The sequence below is a fragment of the Streptomyces sp. NPDC056600 genome, from assembly GCF_042792855.1.
Lineage (GTDB): Bacteria > Actinomycetota > Actinomycetes > Streptomycetales > Streptomycetaceae > Streptomyces.
Map to the genome: position 1 here is coordinate 52,970 of NZ_JBHTVQ010000019.1, position 16,377 is coordinate 69,346.

A 16,377-nucleotide genomic window follows, 5' to 3' on the forward strand; every position below is an offset into this window, starting at 1 on the left:
GCACGACGCACGCGGCGCCGGGCCCCCGCCACCCCGCCACCAGGGCGGTCAGCCCGCGCTGAGCGCCACCTTGAGGGCGCCGGTCTCCCCGGCGCGGGAGAAGACGTCGTAGGCCTCGTCCATCTCCTGCAGCCCGAACCGGTGGGTGATGAACCCGCCGACGTCCAGTCCGCCGGAGGCGACCATCTTCAGCAGGGTCGGCGTGGTGCTGGTGTCGACCAGGCCGGTGGTCATGGTGATGCCCTTGATCCACAGGTCCTCGAGGTGCAGCGTGACCGGTTCTCCGTGCACGCCCGCGTTGGCGATGTACCCGCCGGGCCGCACGAGTTCCGTGCACTGCTCGAAGGTCGCCGGGATGCCCACGGCCTCGATGGTGACGTCCGCGCCGAGGCCGTCGGTCAGCTCGAGGACCTTGGCCCTGACGTCGTCGTCCGGCGCGAGCGCGACGTCGGCCCCGTGCCGCAGGGCCGCCTCGCGCCGCTGCGCGGCAGGGTCGACGGCGATCACCTGGCGCGGGGAGAAGAGCTTGGCGGTGGTCATCGCCGCGAGGCCCACCGGCCCGGCGCCCACCACCACGACCACGTCGCCCGGCGAGACCCGGCCGTTGAGCACGCCGATCTCGTAGGAGGTCGGCAGGATGTCGGCGAGCAGCAGCGCGTCCTCGTTCGAGACGCTGTCGGGCAGCTTGTACGTGGAGGTGTCCGCGAACGGGACGCGGACGTACTCGGCCTGCACGCCGTCGATCATGTGCCCGAGGATCCAGCTCCCTCCGCCGGTGCACAGGCTGTAGCGGGACTCCCGGCAGAAGCGGCAGCGGCCGCATGAGGTGATGCAGGAGATCAGCACCCGGTCGCCGGGGGCGACGTTGGTGACCGAGTCGCCCACGCTCCGCACCGTGCCGACGGCCTCGTGGCCGAGGATCCGGCCGGGCGTCACCGCGGGGACGTCGCCCTTGAGGATGTGCAGGTCGGTGCCGCAGATGGTGACCGCGTCGACCTTGATCACCGCGTCGGTGGAGTCCTGGACTTCGGGGTCGGGGACGTCCTCCCAGGAGCGTTGTCCGGGTCCGTGGAACACGAGAGCCTTCATGGGTGTCGGCCTCCAGAGGTCGGGCGGGAACACCCCCCGCTCCAGGCTAGGGAGCGTTCCGCCCGCCCGCACCCGCGGGAGGTTCAGCCCTTCAGCGGGGCCCGCACCACCAGCCGGGCGCGGCGGTCGGCGACCTCACGGGTGAGCGAGCCGCCGAGCTCCTCGCTGCGCCGGACCGCCCCCCGCAGCCACTCGTCGCCGGGCTCGTCGCCGCCCGGGGCACCGTCGCCCCGCGCGCCGGGCGACGCCGGGTCCGCCCCGTCGTCGGTGACGGTGAGCGTGACCTCGCCGTCGGCCGTCTCCAGCACCACGTCGGCGCGCCCGGCCCGGCCGCGCCGGGCGACGTCGGCCAGCGCCTCGGAGAGGACGGCCACCACGTGGTCGCCGAGGGCCGCCGGGACGTCGTTGTCGATCAGGCCGTCGGTGCGGACGCTGGGGGTGAACCCGAGCTCCCGCGCCGCCTCGGCGACGGTCCGCACCACCCGGGAGCGCAGTCCGGCGCCGGTGAGGTCGTCGCGTGAGCGGAGCCCGAAGATCGTCGACCGGATGATCTTGATGGTCTCGTCCAGGTCGTCGACCGCCTGCATGACCCGCTCCGAGGCCTGCGGGTGGTCGATGAAGCGGCCGGCGCTCTGCAGCGTCATGCCGGTGGCGAAGAGCCGCTGGATGGCCAGGTCGTGCAGGTCGCGGGCGATCCGGTCGCGGTCCTGGAGCATCGCGATCTGCTCTGCCTCGCGGCGCCGGTCGGCGAGCTCCATGGCGACGGCCGCCTGGGCCGCGAAGCCCTGCAGCGGCTCGATCTCGGTCGCGTTGAACGCCGTCCGTCCGGTCTCGCGCACCAGCAGCACCACGCCGCGCACGTCGGCGACGCCGCTGCCGATGGGCAGCGCGACCGCGGGGCCCATGCCGGCCGTGCGGGGCAGCGCGGACAGCGCCTTCTCGTCCTTGGAGACGTCGTGCACCACCACCGGGTGCCCGGAGGCGAAGGCCCGGCCGATCAGGCTGTCGTCCTGGGCGAGCACCAGTCCGCGGTACTCCTCGGCGCCCTCGCCGAAGGCGAGCTCCAGCACGAGCGAGCCGGTGCCCTCCACCGGCACCGCCACCACCGCGATCTGCGCGCCGGTGACCTCGTGGGCCCGCTCGGCGATCAGCGCCAGCGCCTCGCCGCGGTCGCTGCCGGACATCAGGCTGCGGGTGATCTCCGCGCTGGCCCGCAGCAGCCGCTGGCGCAGCAGGGACTCCTCGTAGAGGCGCGCGTTCTCGATGGCCACCCCGGCCGCCACGGCCAGGGTGGAGAGCACGGCGACGTCCTCCTCGTCGAAGGCCTGGCCGTTGCCCTTCTCGGTCAGGTAGAGGTTGCCGAAGACCTGGTCGCGGACCCGGATCGGGACGCCGAGGAAGCTCTCCATCGGCGGGTGGTTGGTCGGGAACCCGAAGGACTCCGGGTGGTCGGAGAGCCGCTCCAGGCGCAGCGGCTCGGGGTGCCGGACGAGCTGGCCGAGGATGCCGTGCCCGGCCGGGAAGCTGGCGATCTGGGCGATCCGGTCCTCGTCGACGCCGACCATGTAGAACGAGGAGAGCCCCTCGCCGTCGGGGGTGAGGACGCCGAGGGCGCCGTAGCGGGCGTCGACGAGGACGGTGGCGGACTCCACGACCCCGCGCAGCACCTGCTCCAGGTCGAGCTCCCGGCCCACCGAGAGCACCGCCTCGAGCAGGCTGTGGATCCGGTCCCTGGTGCCGCGGGCCGCCTGGAGACGGCCCTGGAGCTCGTCCAGCAGGTCGTCCAGCCGCAGGTGCGGCAGACGCACCTCGCGGCGGGCCGGGTCGTCCGTGTCGTTCACCGGTGTCCTCCCGTAGACCTGCCGTTCACGCGCCGCGGCGCATATGCCAACGGTAGCGGCCGGACGGCCGCACACGGTACGGACCGGGGCGATCCACGGCGGGACGGTGCACGCCCGGGCAGGGGCCCGGCCCGCTACCGGTGCCCGTCGCGCACCTGGGTGGCGATGACGGCCGCCTGGACCCGGCGCTCCACGCCGAGCTTGGCCAGCAGGCGCGAGATGTGGTTCTTGACCGTCTTCTCCGCGAGGAACAGCCGCTCGCCGATCTGCCGGTTGGTGAGCCCCTCGCCGATCAGGTCCAGGATCTCCCGCTCGCGTTCGGTGAGGTCCGGGAGGCGGGCGGCGGCAGGGCGGCGGGTCTCCTCGCCTCGCAGCCGGCGCATCAGCCGGGCGGTCGCCGACGGGTCGAGCAGCGAGCGCCCGGCGGCCACCGCGCGGACCGCGGCGACCAGGTCGGAGCCCTGGATCTGCTTGAGCACGTAGCCCGCCGCCCCGGCCATCACGGAGTCCAGCAGCGCCTCGTCGTCATCGAACGAGGTGAGCATCAGGCAGGCGAGGTCCGGCATGCGGGAGCGCAGCTCCCGGCATACGCTCACCCCGTCGCCGTCGGGAAGCCGGACGTCCAGCACGGCCACGTCCGGGCGCAGCGCGGGAGCGCGGACGAGGGCCTGGGCCACCGTGGCTGCCTCACCGACCACGGTGACGTCCGGCTCGTCGTTCAGGAGGTCGTGCACCCCGCGCCTGACCACCTCGTGGTCGTCGAGAAGAAAGACCCGGATCGGGCTCGCGGGGCCGGCCGGCCGGCTGTCCGCCATCGGTTGCTCCTTGTCGTTCGGCAGGGGTGTCACTCCAACGATCATGCCTCGGTCCCGGGCCCTCGGGCCAGGGCCGAGCGGCCCTGACCGGCCCCGCGAGGGGCTCGCGCAGCCCGCACGACCTACTGGGGAGCATGCCATGGTCCGTTACGTGTACGACTTCGCGGAGGGCGGCCGGGACATGGCCGGCCTGCTGGGCGGCAAGGGGTCCAACCTGGCGGAGATGACCCGGATGGGCCTGCCGGTGCCGCCGGGATTCGTGATCAGCACGGAGGCGTGCCGGGCCTACCTGGCGACCGGGTCCGCGCCGCGGGAGCTGGACGCGGAGGTGGCCCGTCACCTTGCCGCGGTGGAGGAGTCGGCCGGGCGGGCACTGGGCCGGCCTGACGACCCGCTGCTGCTGTCGGTGCGCTCCGGGGCCCGCGTCTCCATGCCCGGGATGATGGAGACGATCCTGAACGTCGGTCTCACCGACGCGTCGGTGCATGGTCTGGCCCGGGTGTCCGGCAGCGAGCGGTTCGCCTGGGACTCCTACCGCCGCCTGCTGCAGATGTTCGGCGCGACGGTGATGGGCGTGCCCGCGTCCCGGTTCGAGGAGGCCCTGGAGGCGCTGAAGGCGCGCCGCGCCGCACGTGACGACCTGGGGCTGGACGCGGAGGACCTGGCGGGGCTGGCCGGCGTGTTCAAGGACCTGATCCTGCGGGAGACCGGTGAGGAGTTCCCGCAGGACCCGGCCGAGCAGCTGCGTCGTGCGGTCCTGGCGGTGTTCGCGTCGTGGAACGGGGAGCGGGCGCGGCTCTACCGGCGCCGCGAGCACATCCCGGACGACCTGGGCACGGCGGTCACCGTGCAGCGGATGGTGTTCGGGAACCTGGGCGCGGACTCCGGCAGCGGCGTGGCGTTCACCCGCGACCCCGCGACCGGGCGGCCGGGGATCTACGGCGACTACCTGCCGAACGCGCAGGGCGAGGACGTGGTGTCCGGCATCCGCAACACGGTGCCGCTGGCCGACCTGGAGCGGCTGGACCCCGTCTCGTACGGGCGGCTGCTGGAGATCATGAAGACCCTGGAGCGGCACTGGACAGACCTGTGCGACATCGAGTTCACCGTCGAACGCGGCGAGCTGTGGATGCTGCAGACCAGGGTCGGCAAGCGGACCGCCGAGGCGGCGTTCGCCATCGCGGACGCGCTGGTGCGGGAGGGGCTGATCGACCGCCGGGAGGCCCTGGCGAGGGTGGGCGGCGAGGGCCTGGCCCGGCTGATGTTCCCCCGCTTCGACGCGGACCGCACCGGCGAGCCGCTGGCGCACGGGGTGGCCGCGTCGCCGGGCGCGGCGGTCGGCGCGGCGGTGTTCGACTCGGCGGAGGCGGCACGGCGGGCGGCGGCCGGCGAGAGGGTGGTCCTGGTCCGCCAGGAGACGAACCCGAACGACCTGCCGGGCATGGTGGCCGCGCAGGCCGTCCTGACGAGCCGGGGCGGCAAGACCAGCCACGCGGCGGTGGTGGCGCGCGGCATGGGCAAGGTGTGCGTGTGCGGGGCGGAGGAGCTGGTGGTGGACACGGCCGGCCGCCGGTTCACCGCGCCGGACGGCACGGTGGTCGAGGAGGGCCGGGTGGTCTCGGTGGACGGCTCCTCCGGCGCGGTGTACCTGGGCGAGGCGCCGCTGGTGCCCTCGGAGGTGATGCGTCACCTCGAGGGCGGCGTGGAGGGTGCGGCGCGGGAAGCCGCGGAGGAGGGCTCCCTGGTCGCCGCCGTGACGCGCGCCCTGGAGCAGGCGGACGCCGCGCGGCGGCTGGAGGTGCGGGCCAACGCGGACACCCCCGAGGACGCGGCCCGGGCCCGCCGCTTCGGCGCGCAGGGCATCGGTCTGTGCCGCACCGAGCACATGTTCCTCGGTGAGCGGCGGCAGCTGGTGGAGCAGATGATCCTGGCCCGTTCCCCCGGCGAGCGGGAGCAGGCGCTGGGCGCGCTCCTGCCGCTGCAGACGGCGGACTTCACCGGCATCCTCGAGGCGATGGACGGCCTGCCGGTCACCATCCGACTGCTGGACCCGCCGCTGCACGAGTTCCTGCCGGACCGCGTCGCACTGTCGGTGCGCGTCGCCACCGCGGAGGCCCGCGGGGAGCGCCCCGAGCCGCGCGACCTGGAGCTGCTGGCGGCCGTGGACCGGATGCACGAGGAGAACCCGATGATGGGCCTGCGCGGCGTCCGGCTGGGCCTCGCGGTGCCGGGGCTGGTGGCCATGCAGGTGCGGGCGGTGGCCTCCGCGGTGGTGGCGCGCGTCCGGGCCGGCGGCGATCCGCACGCGGAGATCATGGTGCCGCTGGTGGGCGACGTGGAGGAGCTGCGGCTGGTGAAGGCCGAGGTGGAGCGGGTTCTGGCGGAGGTGCGCGAGCAGTCCGGCGTGACGGTGCACTGCCCGGTCGGCACGATGATCGAGCTGCCCCGAGCGGCGCTGACCGCGGGCCCGATCGCCGAGGAGGCCGCCTTCTTCTCCTTCGGCACCAACGACCTCACCCAGACCACCTGGGGCTTCTCCCGCGACGACGTGGAGGCGGAGTTCTTCCCCGCGTACATCGACCGCGGCGTCTTCGCGTCCTCCCCGTTCGAGACGCTGGACGGGGAGGGGGTGGGACGGCTGGTGCGGATCGCCGTCGAGGAGGGCCGGCAGGCACGGCCGGACCTGCAGATCGGCGTCTGCGGCGAGCACGGCGGCGACCCGGCCTCGGTCCACTTCTTCCACGCGGCGGGGCTCGACTACGTCTCCTGCTCGCCGTTCCGCGTCCCGGTGGCCCGGCTGGAGGCGGGCCGTGCGGCGGTGGCCGACGGGGACGGCCGGGACGGCACGGACGGCGGGGACAGAGGTGACGGGGGCGGCGGGGGGCCGCTGACAGGGGCCGGGTGACGGGGCCGAAGGACCCTGGCGGCACGGTGCCCCGCGCTGTTGCATGGAACGTGACCGCCCGCGCGCCCGGCGCCGGCCCGACCACTGGACTCGCCCATGCACCTCGACGACGCCACCGGGCGCACCGCGCCGACGGGCGGTCGCGCCGAGCCGTCCCCCGACGCCCGGACGCGCGGCCCGGAGGCCCGCCGAGGCATTCCCCTCGACGAGGCCGAGGCTCTGCGGCTGATGGCCACCGTGTCGCTGGGCCGGCTGGTGTTCACCCGGCAGGCGCTGCCCACGGTGCGCCCGGTGAGCCACCTGCTGGACGACGGGGACATCGTCATCCGCACCCCGGACGCCGCAGCCCTGCTCGCGCACGGCCTCCCGGACGCGCGGCGCGGCGTGGTGGTGGCGTACGAGGCCGGCTCCATCGACCCGCGCACCCACCTGGGCTGGAGCGTCTCGGTCACCGGTTACGCGATGCCCGTGGAGGACCGGGCGGACCTGGAGCGCTACCGCTCCCTGCTGCGTCCGCTGGGCGAGCCGCACGCGGACCGTCCGGTGCGGATCCGCCCCGAGCTGGTCACCGGCGTGCTACTGGTACGTCAGGACGGCGGCGCCGACTGACCGCGGCCGGACCGCGACGCATCACCGGGCACCGCAACGTCGTCGCAACCTCCGGTGCGCTGTGCTGGCCGCATGGACGACGACACCCCGCCCGTGGAGCTCACCGACGAGGCGGCCGGCCTCGTGCGCCGGCTCAGCGAGCAGCACGGCCCTTTGATGTTCCACCAGTCCGGCGGCTGCTGCGACGGCAGCGCCCCGATGTGCTACCCGGAGGGCGAGTTCCGCACCGGTGACTCCGACGTCCGTCTCGCCGAGCTGCGCGTCGAGGGCGTGGAGCGGCCGGTGGGCTTCTGGATGTCGCGCGCCCAGTACGAAGTGTGGCGGCACACCCGGCTGATCGTGGACGTGGTGCCGGGCCGGGGCAGCGGTTTCTCCCTGGAGGCGCCGGAGGGCGTCCGCTTCCTGATCCGCTCCCGGCTCCGCCAGGACCCTCCTACGACCTGACGAGGCGGACGATGACCGGGACCGCGTCCTCGCCCCTGACGGAGCCGACGCCCCAGACGTCCTGGGTTCCCGGGACGGCGGCGTAGTCCTCGAGCTGCAGCTTCTGCCCGCAGCCGTCCCCGCCGACCCTGCCCGGGCGACCTGCGAGGCACGGGGGCATGGTGATCCGTGCTTCCTCACCGGAGGGTGACACGTGGCGCCCGGGGCTGAGGAAGAGCGTGGTGCCGGCCTGGTGCGTCACGCAGCAACGCCCTCCGTCCTGCGTCCTCCACCGGGCGGAGCCCTCGTAGCGCCCCTCGTCCTCCCGCCACCGGGAACCGTCCCAGCGCAGCATGAGCGGTTCGAAGACGGCATCCGTGTCTCCGCCCTCGCTGCTGGCCCTGCCGATCGCCAGCACCTCACGCCCCGGCAGGAGGAACACGTCGTGGAGGGAGCGGGTCAGCGCCTCTTCCCCGCGTCGCGGCGACATGGCGGGCATCTTCACCGTGCTCCATCCGCTGCCGTCCCAGTGCGCTGTCGCGGGTTGCGCGTATCCGTCGGCGGGCGTCGTCCTTCCCACGGCCCACACGTCCTTCCCGGACGTACCCGCCACCGCGGTCCACGCCCTGCCGGGCAGCCGGAAGACGCGCCACTCCCGGCCGTCCCAGTGCCAGAGGGCGGCCGTGTCCCCGGCGACCCAGGCGTCCTGGCGGTCGAGGACGACAGCGCTCGTCACATGACCGGGAAATCCTTCGGGAAGGTCGACGGCCCGCCACTCGGCGCCGTCCCAGTGGGCCGCGAAGGGCGGGAGGTGCTTCACGGCGCCGGAGTCGTCGGCGAAGAGCCACACGTCGCCCGGCCCGCAGGAGTCGAGCCGGACGGACGGGAAGTCGTCGAGGCTGCTCAGCGCGGGCGGGAGGTCGTACGGACGCCATTCCTTGCCGTCGTGGTGGAGGAGCAGTGTCTTCTGGTCGTCCACCCACCCGGTGACCGGGGTCTTGCCCACCGCCCAGGCGTCGTCGGCTGAGGCAGCCGCGATGTCGAGAAAGGAGGCGTTGGTCTCCTGGCCCGTGTGGTCGTAGTCCCAGGCGGCCGGACCGAGGTCACCCCGGTCCTGAGCTCCGCGCCCGTCCCGCCCGTCACGCCCGTCCTGACCGTCCGACACGGCGCTGCAACCGGTCAGCAGCACGACAGCCGCACAGAAGGCGGCGAAGCGTCTCGCGACGGACATGCGTTCCCCCGAAGCCGGTTCCTGCTCCCCGGGGTGACGATCCCGGCCGGCGGGAGAGGAGCGGACGGGAGCATACGGGGGCGGCGGCGTCCCGTCAGGGGTTGAGGCTGCTCATGATCTCCGTCGTGGCGGAGAGCCCGTTGTGGATGGTGGGAGCCATGCTGGTGCCGGCCAGGCAGAAGCCGAGGAGCACACAGATGGTGGCGTGCGAGAGTTTGAGTGATCCGCAGCGCAGCAGGATGGTGGCCAGGATCAGCAGCAGGACCACCACAGAGATGGAAATGGCCATCAGGAATCTCCTCCACCGCACGCCCGGTTCACGGCTTTCGGCCGCAAGTGTGGCGCAGCGGGAGGAACGCCCGAGCGGTTGACGTGTCCGCCGAACGTGTGGTGTTCCGGCGGGCGGAAGGCGGCGGGACGGGCGTACGGCCCGCCGCCTCCCGAGGCGCTCTAGCCCAACGGGGTGCGCAGGTCGACCAGTTCGGCCAGCCGCTCCTTGTGCCGGCCGGCCGTGCCGTAGGCGAGGGAGTCGGCCTTGGCCCGCTTGAGGTGGAGGTGGGTCGGGTGCTCCCAGGTCATGCCGATGCCGCCGTGCAGCTGCACCGCCTCCTCGGTCGCGTGGACGGCGACCCTGCTCGCGAACACCTGGGCGACCGCGACGGCCGTCGGGGCGTCCGCGCTGCCGGTGGCCAGCGCGTCGGCGGCGGCCCGGGCGACGGCGCGGAGGTTGACGACGTCCAGCCAGATCTTCGCCAGCCGGTGCTTGAGCGCCTGGAAGCCGCCGACCGGGCGGTTGAACTGCTTGCGGTCCTTGAGGTAGCCGACCGTCTCGGTCAACACCTGCTCCGCGACGCCCAGTTGCTCGGACGCCAGCAGTCCGGCGCCGGCCCGCAGGGCGCGCTCGACGGCCTCGGCGGCGTCGTCGGCGACCTTGCGCGCGGGCGCCCCGTCGAGCGTGACGGCGGCCACCGGGCGGGTGAGGTCGAAGGAGACCCGCGGGTCGACGGTGACCCCGTCGGCCGTCGTGTCCACGGCGTACAGGGCGCCGTCCGCGCCGGCCACCAGCAGTATGTCGGCCGCCTGGGCGTCCGCGACGCCGGTGAACTCGCCGTGCAGCGTGCCGTTCTCCACCCGGGCGGTGGGCACGGCGGCTCCGGGCGCGGTGTTCAGCGCGACCGCGAGCACGCCGACGGTCCGGCCGGAGGCGAGGGCGGCGAGCAGCCGGCCGGCCTCCTCGCCGGATCCGGCCAGCAGCGCCTCGGTGGCGACGACGGCGCTGGTCAGGTACGGCACCGGTGCGACGGCGCGGCCCAGCTCCTCCAGCACCACCGCGGCCTCCCGGTGGCTCGCGCCCTGCCCGCCGCGGTCCTCGGGGACCAGCAGGCCGGCCAGCCCCATGTCCTCGGTGAGGCTCTTCCACAGGGTCCGGTCGTGCGGCTCACCGGACTCCGTGCGGGCGATCACGGAGGCGGCGTCGCACCGGTCGGCGAGCAGGTCGCGGACGGCGGCGCGCAGGTCCTCCTCCTCCTGCGAGTAGAGCAGGTCGGGGGTGGTGGCGGGGGCGCTCATCGGGCCAGGTCCTTCCACGCGACGTCCTTGTCGGTGCGCGGCTCGGCGGGCAGGCCCAGCACGCGCTCGGCGACGATGTTCAGCAGGACCTCGCTGGTCCCGCCCTCGATGCTGTTGCCCTTGGAGCGCAGGTAGCGGTAGCCGGCGTCGCGGCCGGTGAAGTCGACCTGCTCGGGGCGGACCATCGTCCAATCCTCGTACAACAGGCCTTCCTCGCCGAGGAGTTCGACCTCGAGTCCGCTGATCTGCTGGTTGAGGCGGGCGAAGGACAGCTTCATCCCGGCGCCCTCGGGGCCGGGCTGTCCGGCGACCAGCTGCTGACGCAGCCGGGCGCCCGTGAGGCGGGCGGCCTCGGCCTCGACCCACAGGTCGAGCAGCCGCTGGTGGAGGTCGTGGGTGCGCAGCTCGGGGCGGCCGCGCCAAGTGGCGGCGACCTTGCCGATCATGCCGCCCTCACGCGGGATCGGGGAGCCGCCGATGGCGACGCGTTCGTTGTTGAGGGTGGTCTGGGCGACCCGCCAGCCGTCGCCGACCTCGCCGAGGCGGCGGCCGTCGGGGATGCGGACGTCGCTGATGAAGACCTCGTTGAACTCGGCCTCGCCGGTGATCTGCCGCAGCGGACGGACGTCGACGCCGGGGTCGGTCATGTCGCAGACGAAGTAGGTGATGCCGCGGTGTTTCGGCACGTCCGGGTCGGTGCGGGCGATCAGGATGGCCCAGCGGGCGATGTGGGCGCTGGAGGTCCACACCTTCTGCCCGTTGACCACCCACGTGTCGCCGTCCCTCACCGCGCGGGTGCCGAGGGCGGCCAGGTCGGAGCCGGCGCCGGGCTCGCTGAAGAGCTGGCACCAGACCTCCTCGCCGAGCCACAGCGGGCGCAGGAAGCGCTGCTTCTGCTCCTCGGTGCCGTACTGGAGGATGGTCGGCGCGGCCATGCCGAGGCCGATGCCGATGCGGCGCGGGTCGTTGTCCGGTGCGCCGGCCGCGGCGAGTTCGGCGTCCACCACGGACTGCAGGGTGCGGGGCAGACCGAGGCCGCCGAGGCCCTCGGGGAAGTGGACCCAGGCCAGGCCGGCGTCGAAGCGGGCCTCCAGGAAGGCTTGGCGGTCGGTGGTGGCGGGCGGGTGCGCGGCCAGGAGGTCCTGGGTGCGGCGGCGCAGGTCCATCGCGTCGGTCATGCGGCGGCTCCGTTCTCCAGCGAGGGGACCACCACGACACGGCCGGTGGTGGCGCCTTCCCAGACCCGCTGCACGGCGTCGGCGGCGCCGCTCAGCGGCACCCGCTCGCTCACCAGCGGCCGGACGGCGCCCTTCGCGGCCAGCTCGGTGAGCTGCTCGTGGCAGTGCTGGACCAGCTTGGGGTTCTTGGTGTTGTAAAGGCCCCAGTGCAGGCCGAGGATCGCGTAGTTCTTCACCAGCGCGTGGTTGAGGGCGGCGCTCGGGATGGTGCCGCTGGCGAAGCCGATCACCACGATGCGGCCCTCGAAGGCGACCACCTTGGTGGACTGCCGGAACGCCTCGCCGCCGACCGGGTCGTAGATCACGTCGGCGCCGCGGCCGCCGGTGGCCTCCTTGACGGCGGCGATGACGTCCTGGCTCTTGCGGTCGATCACGACGTCGCAGCCGAGCGAGCGGGCGACGGCGGCCTTCTCCGCGCCGCCGACCACGCCGATGACGGTGGCGCCGGCGGCCTTGCCGAGCTGGACGGCGGCGCTGCCGACGCCGCCCGCGGCGGCGTGCACCAGGAGGGTCTCGCCGGCCTGGAGGGCGGCACGGCGGTGGAGGGCGAACCAGCTGGTCTGGTAGCCGATGTGCAGGGCGGCGGCCTCGGCGTCGTCCAGCGCCTCGGGGGCGGGCAGCAGGGCACGGGAGTCCGCGAGGGCGTACTCGGCGAAGCCGCCGTGGGGCAGGACGGGCGTGGCGAGGACGCGGCGGCCGTCCTCGGTCTCGCCGCAGATCTCCACGCCGGGGGTGAACGGCATGGCGGGCTTCACCTGGTACTCGCCGCGGCACATGAGGCCGTCGGGGAAGTTGACGTTGGCCGCGCGCACCTTGAGGAGGACCTGGCCCTCGCCGGGCTCGGGCGGATCGGTCTCCACGGGGCGCATCACCTCACGGGGTGCGCCGTTCTCGTGCACGTGCCATGCCTGCATGGTGGGCCTCCCACGGCTGCCGGTGTCCTTGGCCGACGTCGGCGTCGCCGGCGTCGCTGTCGTCCCCTGGCGCATACTAAGCGGTCGCTTGCCGCCAGGGAACCCTTGACGCCGTGAACCACCCCGGCGGGCCGCGCCGACCCACTGAAGGGACCGCCGGGGCCACCCCGGGTGAGCCAAGGAGTCGCGGCGGACCACCCCGAGGGCAACGGCGGCCCGTCGCCGCCCCGGGGCGCGTGTCAGCGCCGGGATGAGGCCGCTCGCGCTGGGAACCTGGACGGCATGTTGCTGGTGCGTGTTGCCGCCGTCTCCCGCGAGGTCGCCGCCACCTCCTCGCGGTCCCGCAAGAAGGCCCTGCTGGCCGAGCTGTTCCGCGAGGCCGGGCCCGAGGACGTGCCCGTGGTGATCCCGTACCTGGCGGGCCGGCTCCCCCAGGGCCGTCTGGGCGTCGGCTGGAAGACCCTCGCCGCCCCCGTCACGCCCGCCTCCGCCCCCTCGCTCACCGTGCTGGAGACCGACCGCGAGCTGACCGCGCTGAAGGCCGTGGCCGGGCCCGGATCGCAGGCCGAGCGCCTGCGGCTGGTGACCTCCCTGATGTCCCGCGCCACCGAGGAGGAGCAGGCGTTCCTGGTCGCCCTGCTCACCGGCGAGGTCCGCCAGGGCGCCCTGGACGCCGCGGCCGCCGACGGCCTCGCCGAGGCATCCGGGGCCGGGCCGGAGGACGTGCGCAGGGCGGTGATGCTGGCCGGCGGGCTCGCCCCGGTCGCCGAGGCGCTGCTGGCCGACGGGCCGCCCGCGCTGGGGCGCTTCCGCCTGGCCGTGGGCAGCCCGGTGTTGCCGATGCTGGCGCAGAGCGCGCCCACGGCCTCCGACGCGGTCGTCCGGCTCGGCGGCGCGGCGGCGGTCGAGGAGAAGCTGGACGGCATCCGCGTCCAGGTGCACCGCGACGGCGACGAGATCCACGTCTTCACCCGCACCCTGGACGAGATCACCGACCGGCTCCCCGAGGTGGTCACCGCCGCCCGCGAGCTGCGGGGCGAGCGCCTGATCCTGGACGGCGAGGTGATCGCGCTGGACGAGCACGGCCGTCCCCGCCCCTTCCAGGAGACCGCCGGCCGCATCGGCTCGCGCACCGACGTGACCTCGGCCGCCCGGGCGGTGCCGGTCTCCCCCGTCTTCTTCGACGTCCTGCACGCCGACGGCCGCGACCTGATGGACCTGCCGTTCGCGGAGCGGCACGCCGAGCTGGCCCGCGTGGCGCCCGAGCCCCGGCGGGTGCGGCGCGCCGTGGTGCGCGGACCCGAGGAGGCCACGGCGGCGGAGGACTTCCTCGCCGCGACGCTGGAGCGGGGTCACGAGGGCGTGGTGGTGAAGTCGCTGGACACCCCGTACAGCGCGGGCCGCCGCGGCGCGGGCTGGCTGAAGGTGAAGCCGGTGCACACCCTGGACCTGGTGGTGCTGGCCGCCGAATGGGGCAGCGGGCGCCGCTCCGGGAAGCTCTCCAACCTGCACCTGGGCGCCCGCACCGCGGACGGCGGCTTCGCGATGCTGGGCAAGACCTTCAAGGGCATGACCGACGAGCTGCTGCGGTGGCAGACCGAGCGGTTCCAGGAACTGGCCGTGGAGCAGCACTCCTGGGGCGTCACCGTCCGGCCCGAACTGGTGGTGGAGATCGCCTACGACGGGCTGCAGCGCTCCTCCCGCTACCCGGCGGGCGTCACCCTGCGCTTCGCCCGGGTGCTGCGCTACCGGGAGGACAAGAGCGCCGCCGAGGCGGACACCGTGCAGACACTGCTCGCCGCGCACCCGGAGGTCACCCGGTGAGCGGCGGTCACCGCAGCGCGGGCCTGCTGCTCCACCGGCGCACGGCCGGCGGGGAGCTGGAGGTGCTGCTGGGCCACATGGGCGGCCCGTTCTTCGCCCGCCGCGAGGCGGGCGCCTGGACGATCCCGAAGGGCGAGTACGAGGCGGACGAGGAACCGTTCGCCGCGGCGCTGCGCGAGTTCCGCGAGGAGCTGGGGCTGGAGCCGCCGGACGGGCCCGCCGTGCCGCTCGGCGAGGTGCGGCAGGCCGGCGGCAAGACGGTCACCGTCTGGGCCGTCGAGGCGGACCTCGACCCGGACGCGGTCACCCCGGGCACCTTCGAGATGGAGTGGCCCCGCGGGTCGGGCCGCCTCCAGGTCTTCCCCGAGCTGGACCGGGTCGCCTGGCTGCCGGTCGGGCGGGCCGCCGAGGTGGTCGTGAAGGCGCAGGCCGAGTTTCTCCGCCGTCTCGCTGAGCACTCGGCGTCCGGTGGACCACCTGCGGGAGAACCGCACAGCGAGTGAGGAGTTGGTCGGGCATGCCCATCGCCACCGTGAATCCGGCGACCGGTGAGACGGTCCGGACGTTCGACGCCGTCGGGCCGGACGAGATCGAGCGCAGGCTCGCAGCCGCCGACGCGGCGTTCCGCGACCACCGGACCACGTCCTTCGCGGAGCGCTCCCGGCTGCTGCACCGGGCCGCGGACCTCCTGGAGAAGGAGAGCGAGGAGATCGCCCGGACGGTCACCACCGAGATGGGCAAGCCGATCACCCAGTCCCGCGCGGAGGCCGCCAAGTGCGTCAAGGCGATGCGCTGGTACGCCGACCGCGCGGAGGCCCTGCTGGCCGACGAGCACCCCGACCCGGCGGACGTCGCGGACTCCGGCGGCTCCCGGGCGGTGGTGCGCTACCGGCCCGTCGGCCCGGTGCTGGCGGTGATGCCGTGGAACTTCCCGCTCTGGCAGGTGGTGCGCTTCGCCGCGCCCGCGCTGATGGCCGGGAACGTGGGACTGCTCAAGCACGCCTCGAACGTCCCGCAGACCGCCCTCTACCTGGACGGACTGTTCCGCCGGGCCGGCTTCCCCGAGGGCTGTTTCCAGACCCTGCTGGTGGGGTCGGCCGAGGTGGAGAAGATCGTGCGGGACCCGCGGGTGCGGGCCGCCACCCTCACCGGCAGCGAACCCGCCGGGCGGGCGGTGGCCGCGGCGGCGGGCGACGAGATCAAGCACACGGTCCTGGAACTGGGCGGCAGCGACCCGTTCGTGGTGATGCCCTCCGCGGACGTCGCCCGGGCCGCCGAGGTCGCCGTCACCGCGCGCAACCAGAACGCGGGGCAGTCCTGCATCGCGGCCAAGCGGTTCATCGTGCACACCGACGTCTACGACGCCTTCGCCGAGCGGTTCACCGCCGGCGTGCGGGCGCTGAAGGTCGGCGACCCGACGGACGAGTCCACCGACGTCGGCCCGCTCTCCTCCGAGCAGGGCCGGGCCGATCTGGAGGAGCTGGTCGACGACGCGGTGGCCCGGGGCGCCGAGGTGCTCTGCGGGGGCCGCCGTCCGGACGGACCGGGCTGGTTCTACGAGCCGACGGTGCTGGCCGGCATCACCGAGCAGATGCGCGTCCACCGCGAGGAGACCTTCGGCCCGGTCGCCACGCTGTACCGGGCCGGGGACCTCGAGGAAGCGGTGGCGATCGCCAACGACACGTCGTTCGGGCTGAGTTCCAACGTGTGGACCGGCGACGAGGCGGAGGTCGAGCGGTTCGCCCGCGACCTGGAGGCGGGCGGCGTCTACGTCAACGGCATGACGGCCTCCCACCCGGCCTTCCCGTTCGGCGGAGTGAAGCGTTCCGGATACGGACGGGAGCTTTCCGGCCACGGCATCCGGGAGTTCTGCAACATCACGACCGTATGGCACGGAGCGTGACCCTTACGGGTCTACC

General features: G+C 74.2%; 14 protein-coding genes. 6 read left to right on the forward strand and 8 right to left on the reverse strand.

Features of this window, described 5'->3' with window-relative positions:
• Positions 1-48 precede the first annotated feature (48 nt).
• The 3 genes from ACFRAV_RS12520 to ACFRAV_RS12530 form a co-directional block, all read right to left on the reverse strand.
• Positions 49-1,089 (reverse strand): alcohol dehydrogenase catalytic domain-containing protein, encoded by a 1,041-nt coding sequence (locus tag ACFRAV_RS12520; RefSeq protein ID WP_382554307.1) that lies wholly within the window; start codon positions 1,087-1,089, stop codon positions 49-51.
• A gap of 83 nt (positions 1,090-1,172) precedes the next feature.
• Positions 1,173-2,930: a GAF domain-containing protein gene (locus ACFRAV_RS12525; protein ID WP_382554310.1), complete on the reverse strand. Its 1,758-nt coding sequence runs from the start codon at positions 2,928-2,930 to the stop codon at positions 1,173-1,175.
• Positions 2,931-3,064: 134 nt separating this feature from the next.
• Positions 3,065-3,745 carry a response regulator transcription factor gene (locus ACFRAV_RS12530; protein ID WP_351114075.1) on the reverse strand — a complete coding sequence of 227 codons (681 nt, stop codon included), beginning with the start codon at positions 3,743-3,745 and terminating at the stop codon, positions 3,065-3,067.
• Positions 3,746-3,884: 139 nt separating this feature from the next.
• Between ACFRAV_RS12530 and ppdK the strand changes: the two genes are divergently transcribed.
• The 3 genes from ppdK (at position 3,885) to ACFRAV_RS12545 (ending at position 7,703) form a co-directional block, all read left to right on the forward strand.
• Positions 3,885-6,650 carry a pyruvate, phosphate dikinase gene (gene ppdK, locus ACFRAV_RS12535; RefSeq protein ID WP_382554313.1) on the forward strand — a complete coding sequence of 922 codons (2,766 nt, stop codon included), beginning with the start codon at positions 3,885-3,887 and terminating at the stop codon, positions 6,648-6,650.
• A gap of 96 nt (positions 6,651-6,746) precedes the next feature.
• Positions 6,747-7,259 carry a pyridoxamine 5'-phosphate oxidase family protein gene (locus ACFRAV_RS12540; protein WP_382554316.1) on the forward strand — a complete coding sequence of 171 codons (513 nt, stop codon included), beginning with the start codon at positions 6,747-6,749 and terminating at the stop codon, positions 7,257-7,259.
• A gap of 72 nt (positions 7,260-7,331) precedes the next feature.
• Positions 7,332-7,703 (forward strand): DUF779 domain-containing protein, encoded by a 372-nt coding sequence (locus ACFRAV_RS12545; protein ID WP_382554317.1) that lies wholly within the window; start codon positions 7,332-7,334, stop codon positions 7,701-7,703.
• Here the strand turns inward: ACFRAV_RS12545 and ACFRAV_RS12550 are convergent.
• The 5 genes from ACFRAV_RS12550 to ACFRAV_RS12570 all read right to left on the reverse strand — a co-directional run bounded on the left by ACFRAV_RS12550 (position 7,693) and on the right by ACFRAV_RS12570 (position 12,634).
• On the reverse strand, positions 7,693-8,913 hold the full coding sequence (locus ACFRAV_RS12550; protein ID WP_382554320.1) for a hypothetical protein: 1,221 nt from the start codon (positions 8,911-8,913) through the stop codon (positions 7,693-7,695). The two genes, ACFRAV_RS12545 and ACFRAV_RS12550, sit on opposite strands and share 11 nt — an antisense overlap.
• Positions 8,914-9,007: 94 nt before the next feature.
• The gene (locus ACFRAV_RS12555) at positions 9,008-9,202 is read right to left on the reverse strand and encodes a hypothetical protein (protein ID WP_351114070.1); all 195 of its coding nucleotides are present in this window, start codon (positions 9,200-9,202) and stop codon (positions 9,008-9,010) included.
• Between the two features lie 161 nt (positions 9,203-9,363).
• Entirely contained in the window at positions 9,364-10,482 is a 1,119-nt protein-coding gene (locus ACFRAV_RS12560) for an acyl-CoA dehydrogenase family protein (RefSeq protein WP_382554322.1), read from the reverse strand.
• Positions 10,479-11,660 (reverse strand): acyl-CoA dehydrogenase family protein, encoded by a 1,182-nt coding sequence (locus ACFRAV_RS12565; protein ID WP_382554326.1) that lies wholly within the window; start codon positions 11,658-11,660, stop codon positions 10,479-10,481. The genes ACFRAV_RS12560 and ACFRAV_RS12565 overlap by 4 nt, the downstream gene beginning before the upstream one ends.
• The gene (locus ACFRAV_RS12570; protein ID WP_382554327.1) at positions 11,657-12,634 is read right to left on the reverse strand and encodes an NADPH:quinone oxidoreductase family protein; all 978 of its coding nucleotides are present in this window, start codon (positions 12,632-12,634) and stop codon (positions 11,657-11,659) included. The genes ACFRAV_RS12565 and ACFRAV_RS12570 overlap by 4 nt, the downstream gene beginning before the upstream one ends.
• A 282-nt stretch (positions 12,635-12,916) precedes the next feature.
• Here ACFRAV_RS12570 and ACFRAV_RS12575 point away from each other — a divergent pair, with 282 nt between their 5' ends.
• From ACFRAV_RS12575 to ACFRAV_RS12585, 3 genes are read left to right on the forward strand one after another with little or no spacing between them, the layout of a single operon-like run.
• The gene (locus tag ACFRAV_RS12575) at positions 12,917-14,458 is read left to right on the forward strand and encodes an ATP-dependent DNA ligase (protein WP_382554329.1); all 1,542 of its coding nucleotides are present in this window, start codon (positions 12,917-12,919) and stop codon (positions 14,456-14,458) included.
• Positions 14,455-14,961 (forward strand): NUDIX domain-containing protein, encoded by a 507-nt coding sequence (locus ACFRAV_RS12580; protein WP_382554331.1) that lies wholly within the window; start codon positions 14,455-14,457, stop codon positions 14,959-14,961. The genes ACFRAV_RS12575 and ACFRAV_RS12580 overlap by 4 nt, the downstream gene beginning before the upstream one ends.
• A gap of 14 nt (positions 14,962-14,975) precedes the next feature.
• A complete protein-coding gene (locus ACFRAV_RS12585) occupies positions 14,976-16,361 on the forward strand; it encodes an NADP-dependent succinic semialdehyde dehydrogenase (RefSeq protein WP_382554332.1) in 1,386 nt (461 codons plus the stop codon).
• Positions 16,362-16,377 lie beyond the last annotated feature (16 nt).

Coding starts and splice junctions, on each gene's coding strand:
- ACFRAV_RS12575 (WP_382554329.1), top strand. CDS start 12,917: ATGTTGCTGGTGCGTGTTGCCGCCGTCTCCCGCGAGGTCGCCGCCACC.
- ACFRAV_RS12570 (WP_382554327.1), bottom strand. CDS start 12,634: ATGCAGGCATGGCACGTGCACGAGAACGGCGCACCCCGTGAGGTGATG.
- ppdK (WP_382554313.1), top strand. CDS start 3,885: ATGGTCCGTTACGTGTACGACTTCGCGGAGGGCGGCCGGGACATGGCC.
- ACFRAV_RS12560 (WP_382554322.1), bottom strand. CDS start 10,482: ATGAGCGCCCCCGCCACCACCCCCGACCTGCTCTACTCGCAGGAGGAG.
- ACFRAV_RS12565 (WP_382554326.1), bottom strand. CDS start 11,660: ATGACCGACGCGATGGACCTGCGCCGCCGCACCCAGGACCTCCTGGCC.
- ACFRAV_RS12555 (WP_351114070.1), bottom strand. CDS start 9,202: ATGGCCATTTCCATCTCTGTGGTGGTCCTGCTGCTGATCCTGGCCACC.
- ACFRAV_RS12540 (WP_382554316.1), top strand. CDS start 6,747: ATGCACCTCGACGACGCCACCGGGCGCACCGCGCCGACGGGCGGTCGC.
- ACFRAV_RS12545 (WP_382554317.1), top strand. CDS start 7,332: ATGGACGACGACACCCCGCCCGTGGAGCTCACCGACGAGGCGGCCGGC.
- ACFRAV_RS12520 (WP_382554307.1), bottom strand. CDS start 1,089: ATGAAGGCTCTCGTGTTCCACGGACCCGGACAACGCTCCTGGGAGGAC.
- ACFRAV_RS12585 (WP_382554332.1), top strand. CDS start 14,976: ATGCCCATCGCCACCGTGAATCCGGCGACCGGTGAGACGGTCCGGACG.
- ACFRAV_RS12530 (WP_351114075.1), bottom strand. CDS start 3,745: ATGGCGGACAGCCGGCCGGCCGGCCCCGCGAGCCCGATCCGGGTCTTT.
- ACFRAV_RS12550 (WP_382554320.1), bottom strand. CDS start 8,913: ATGTCCGTCGCGAGACGCTTCGCCGCCTTCTGTGCGGCTGTCGTGCTG.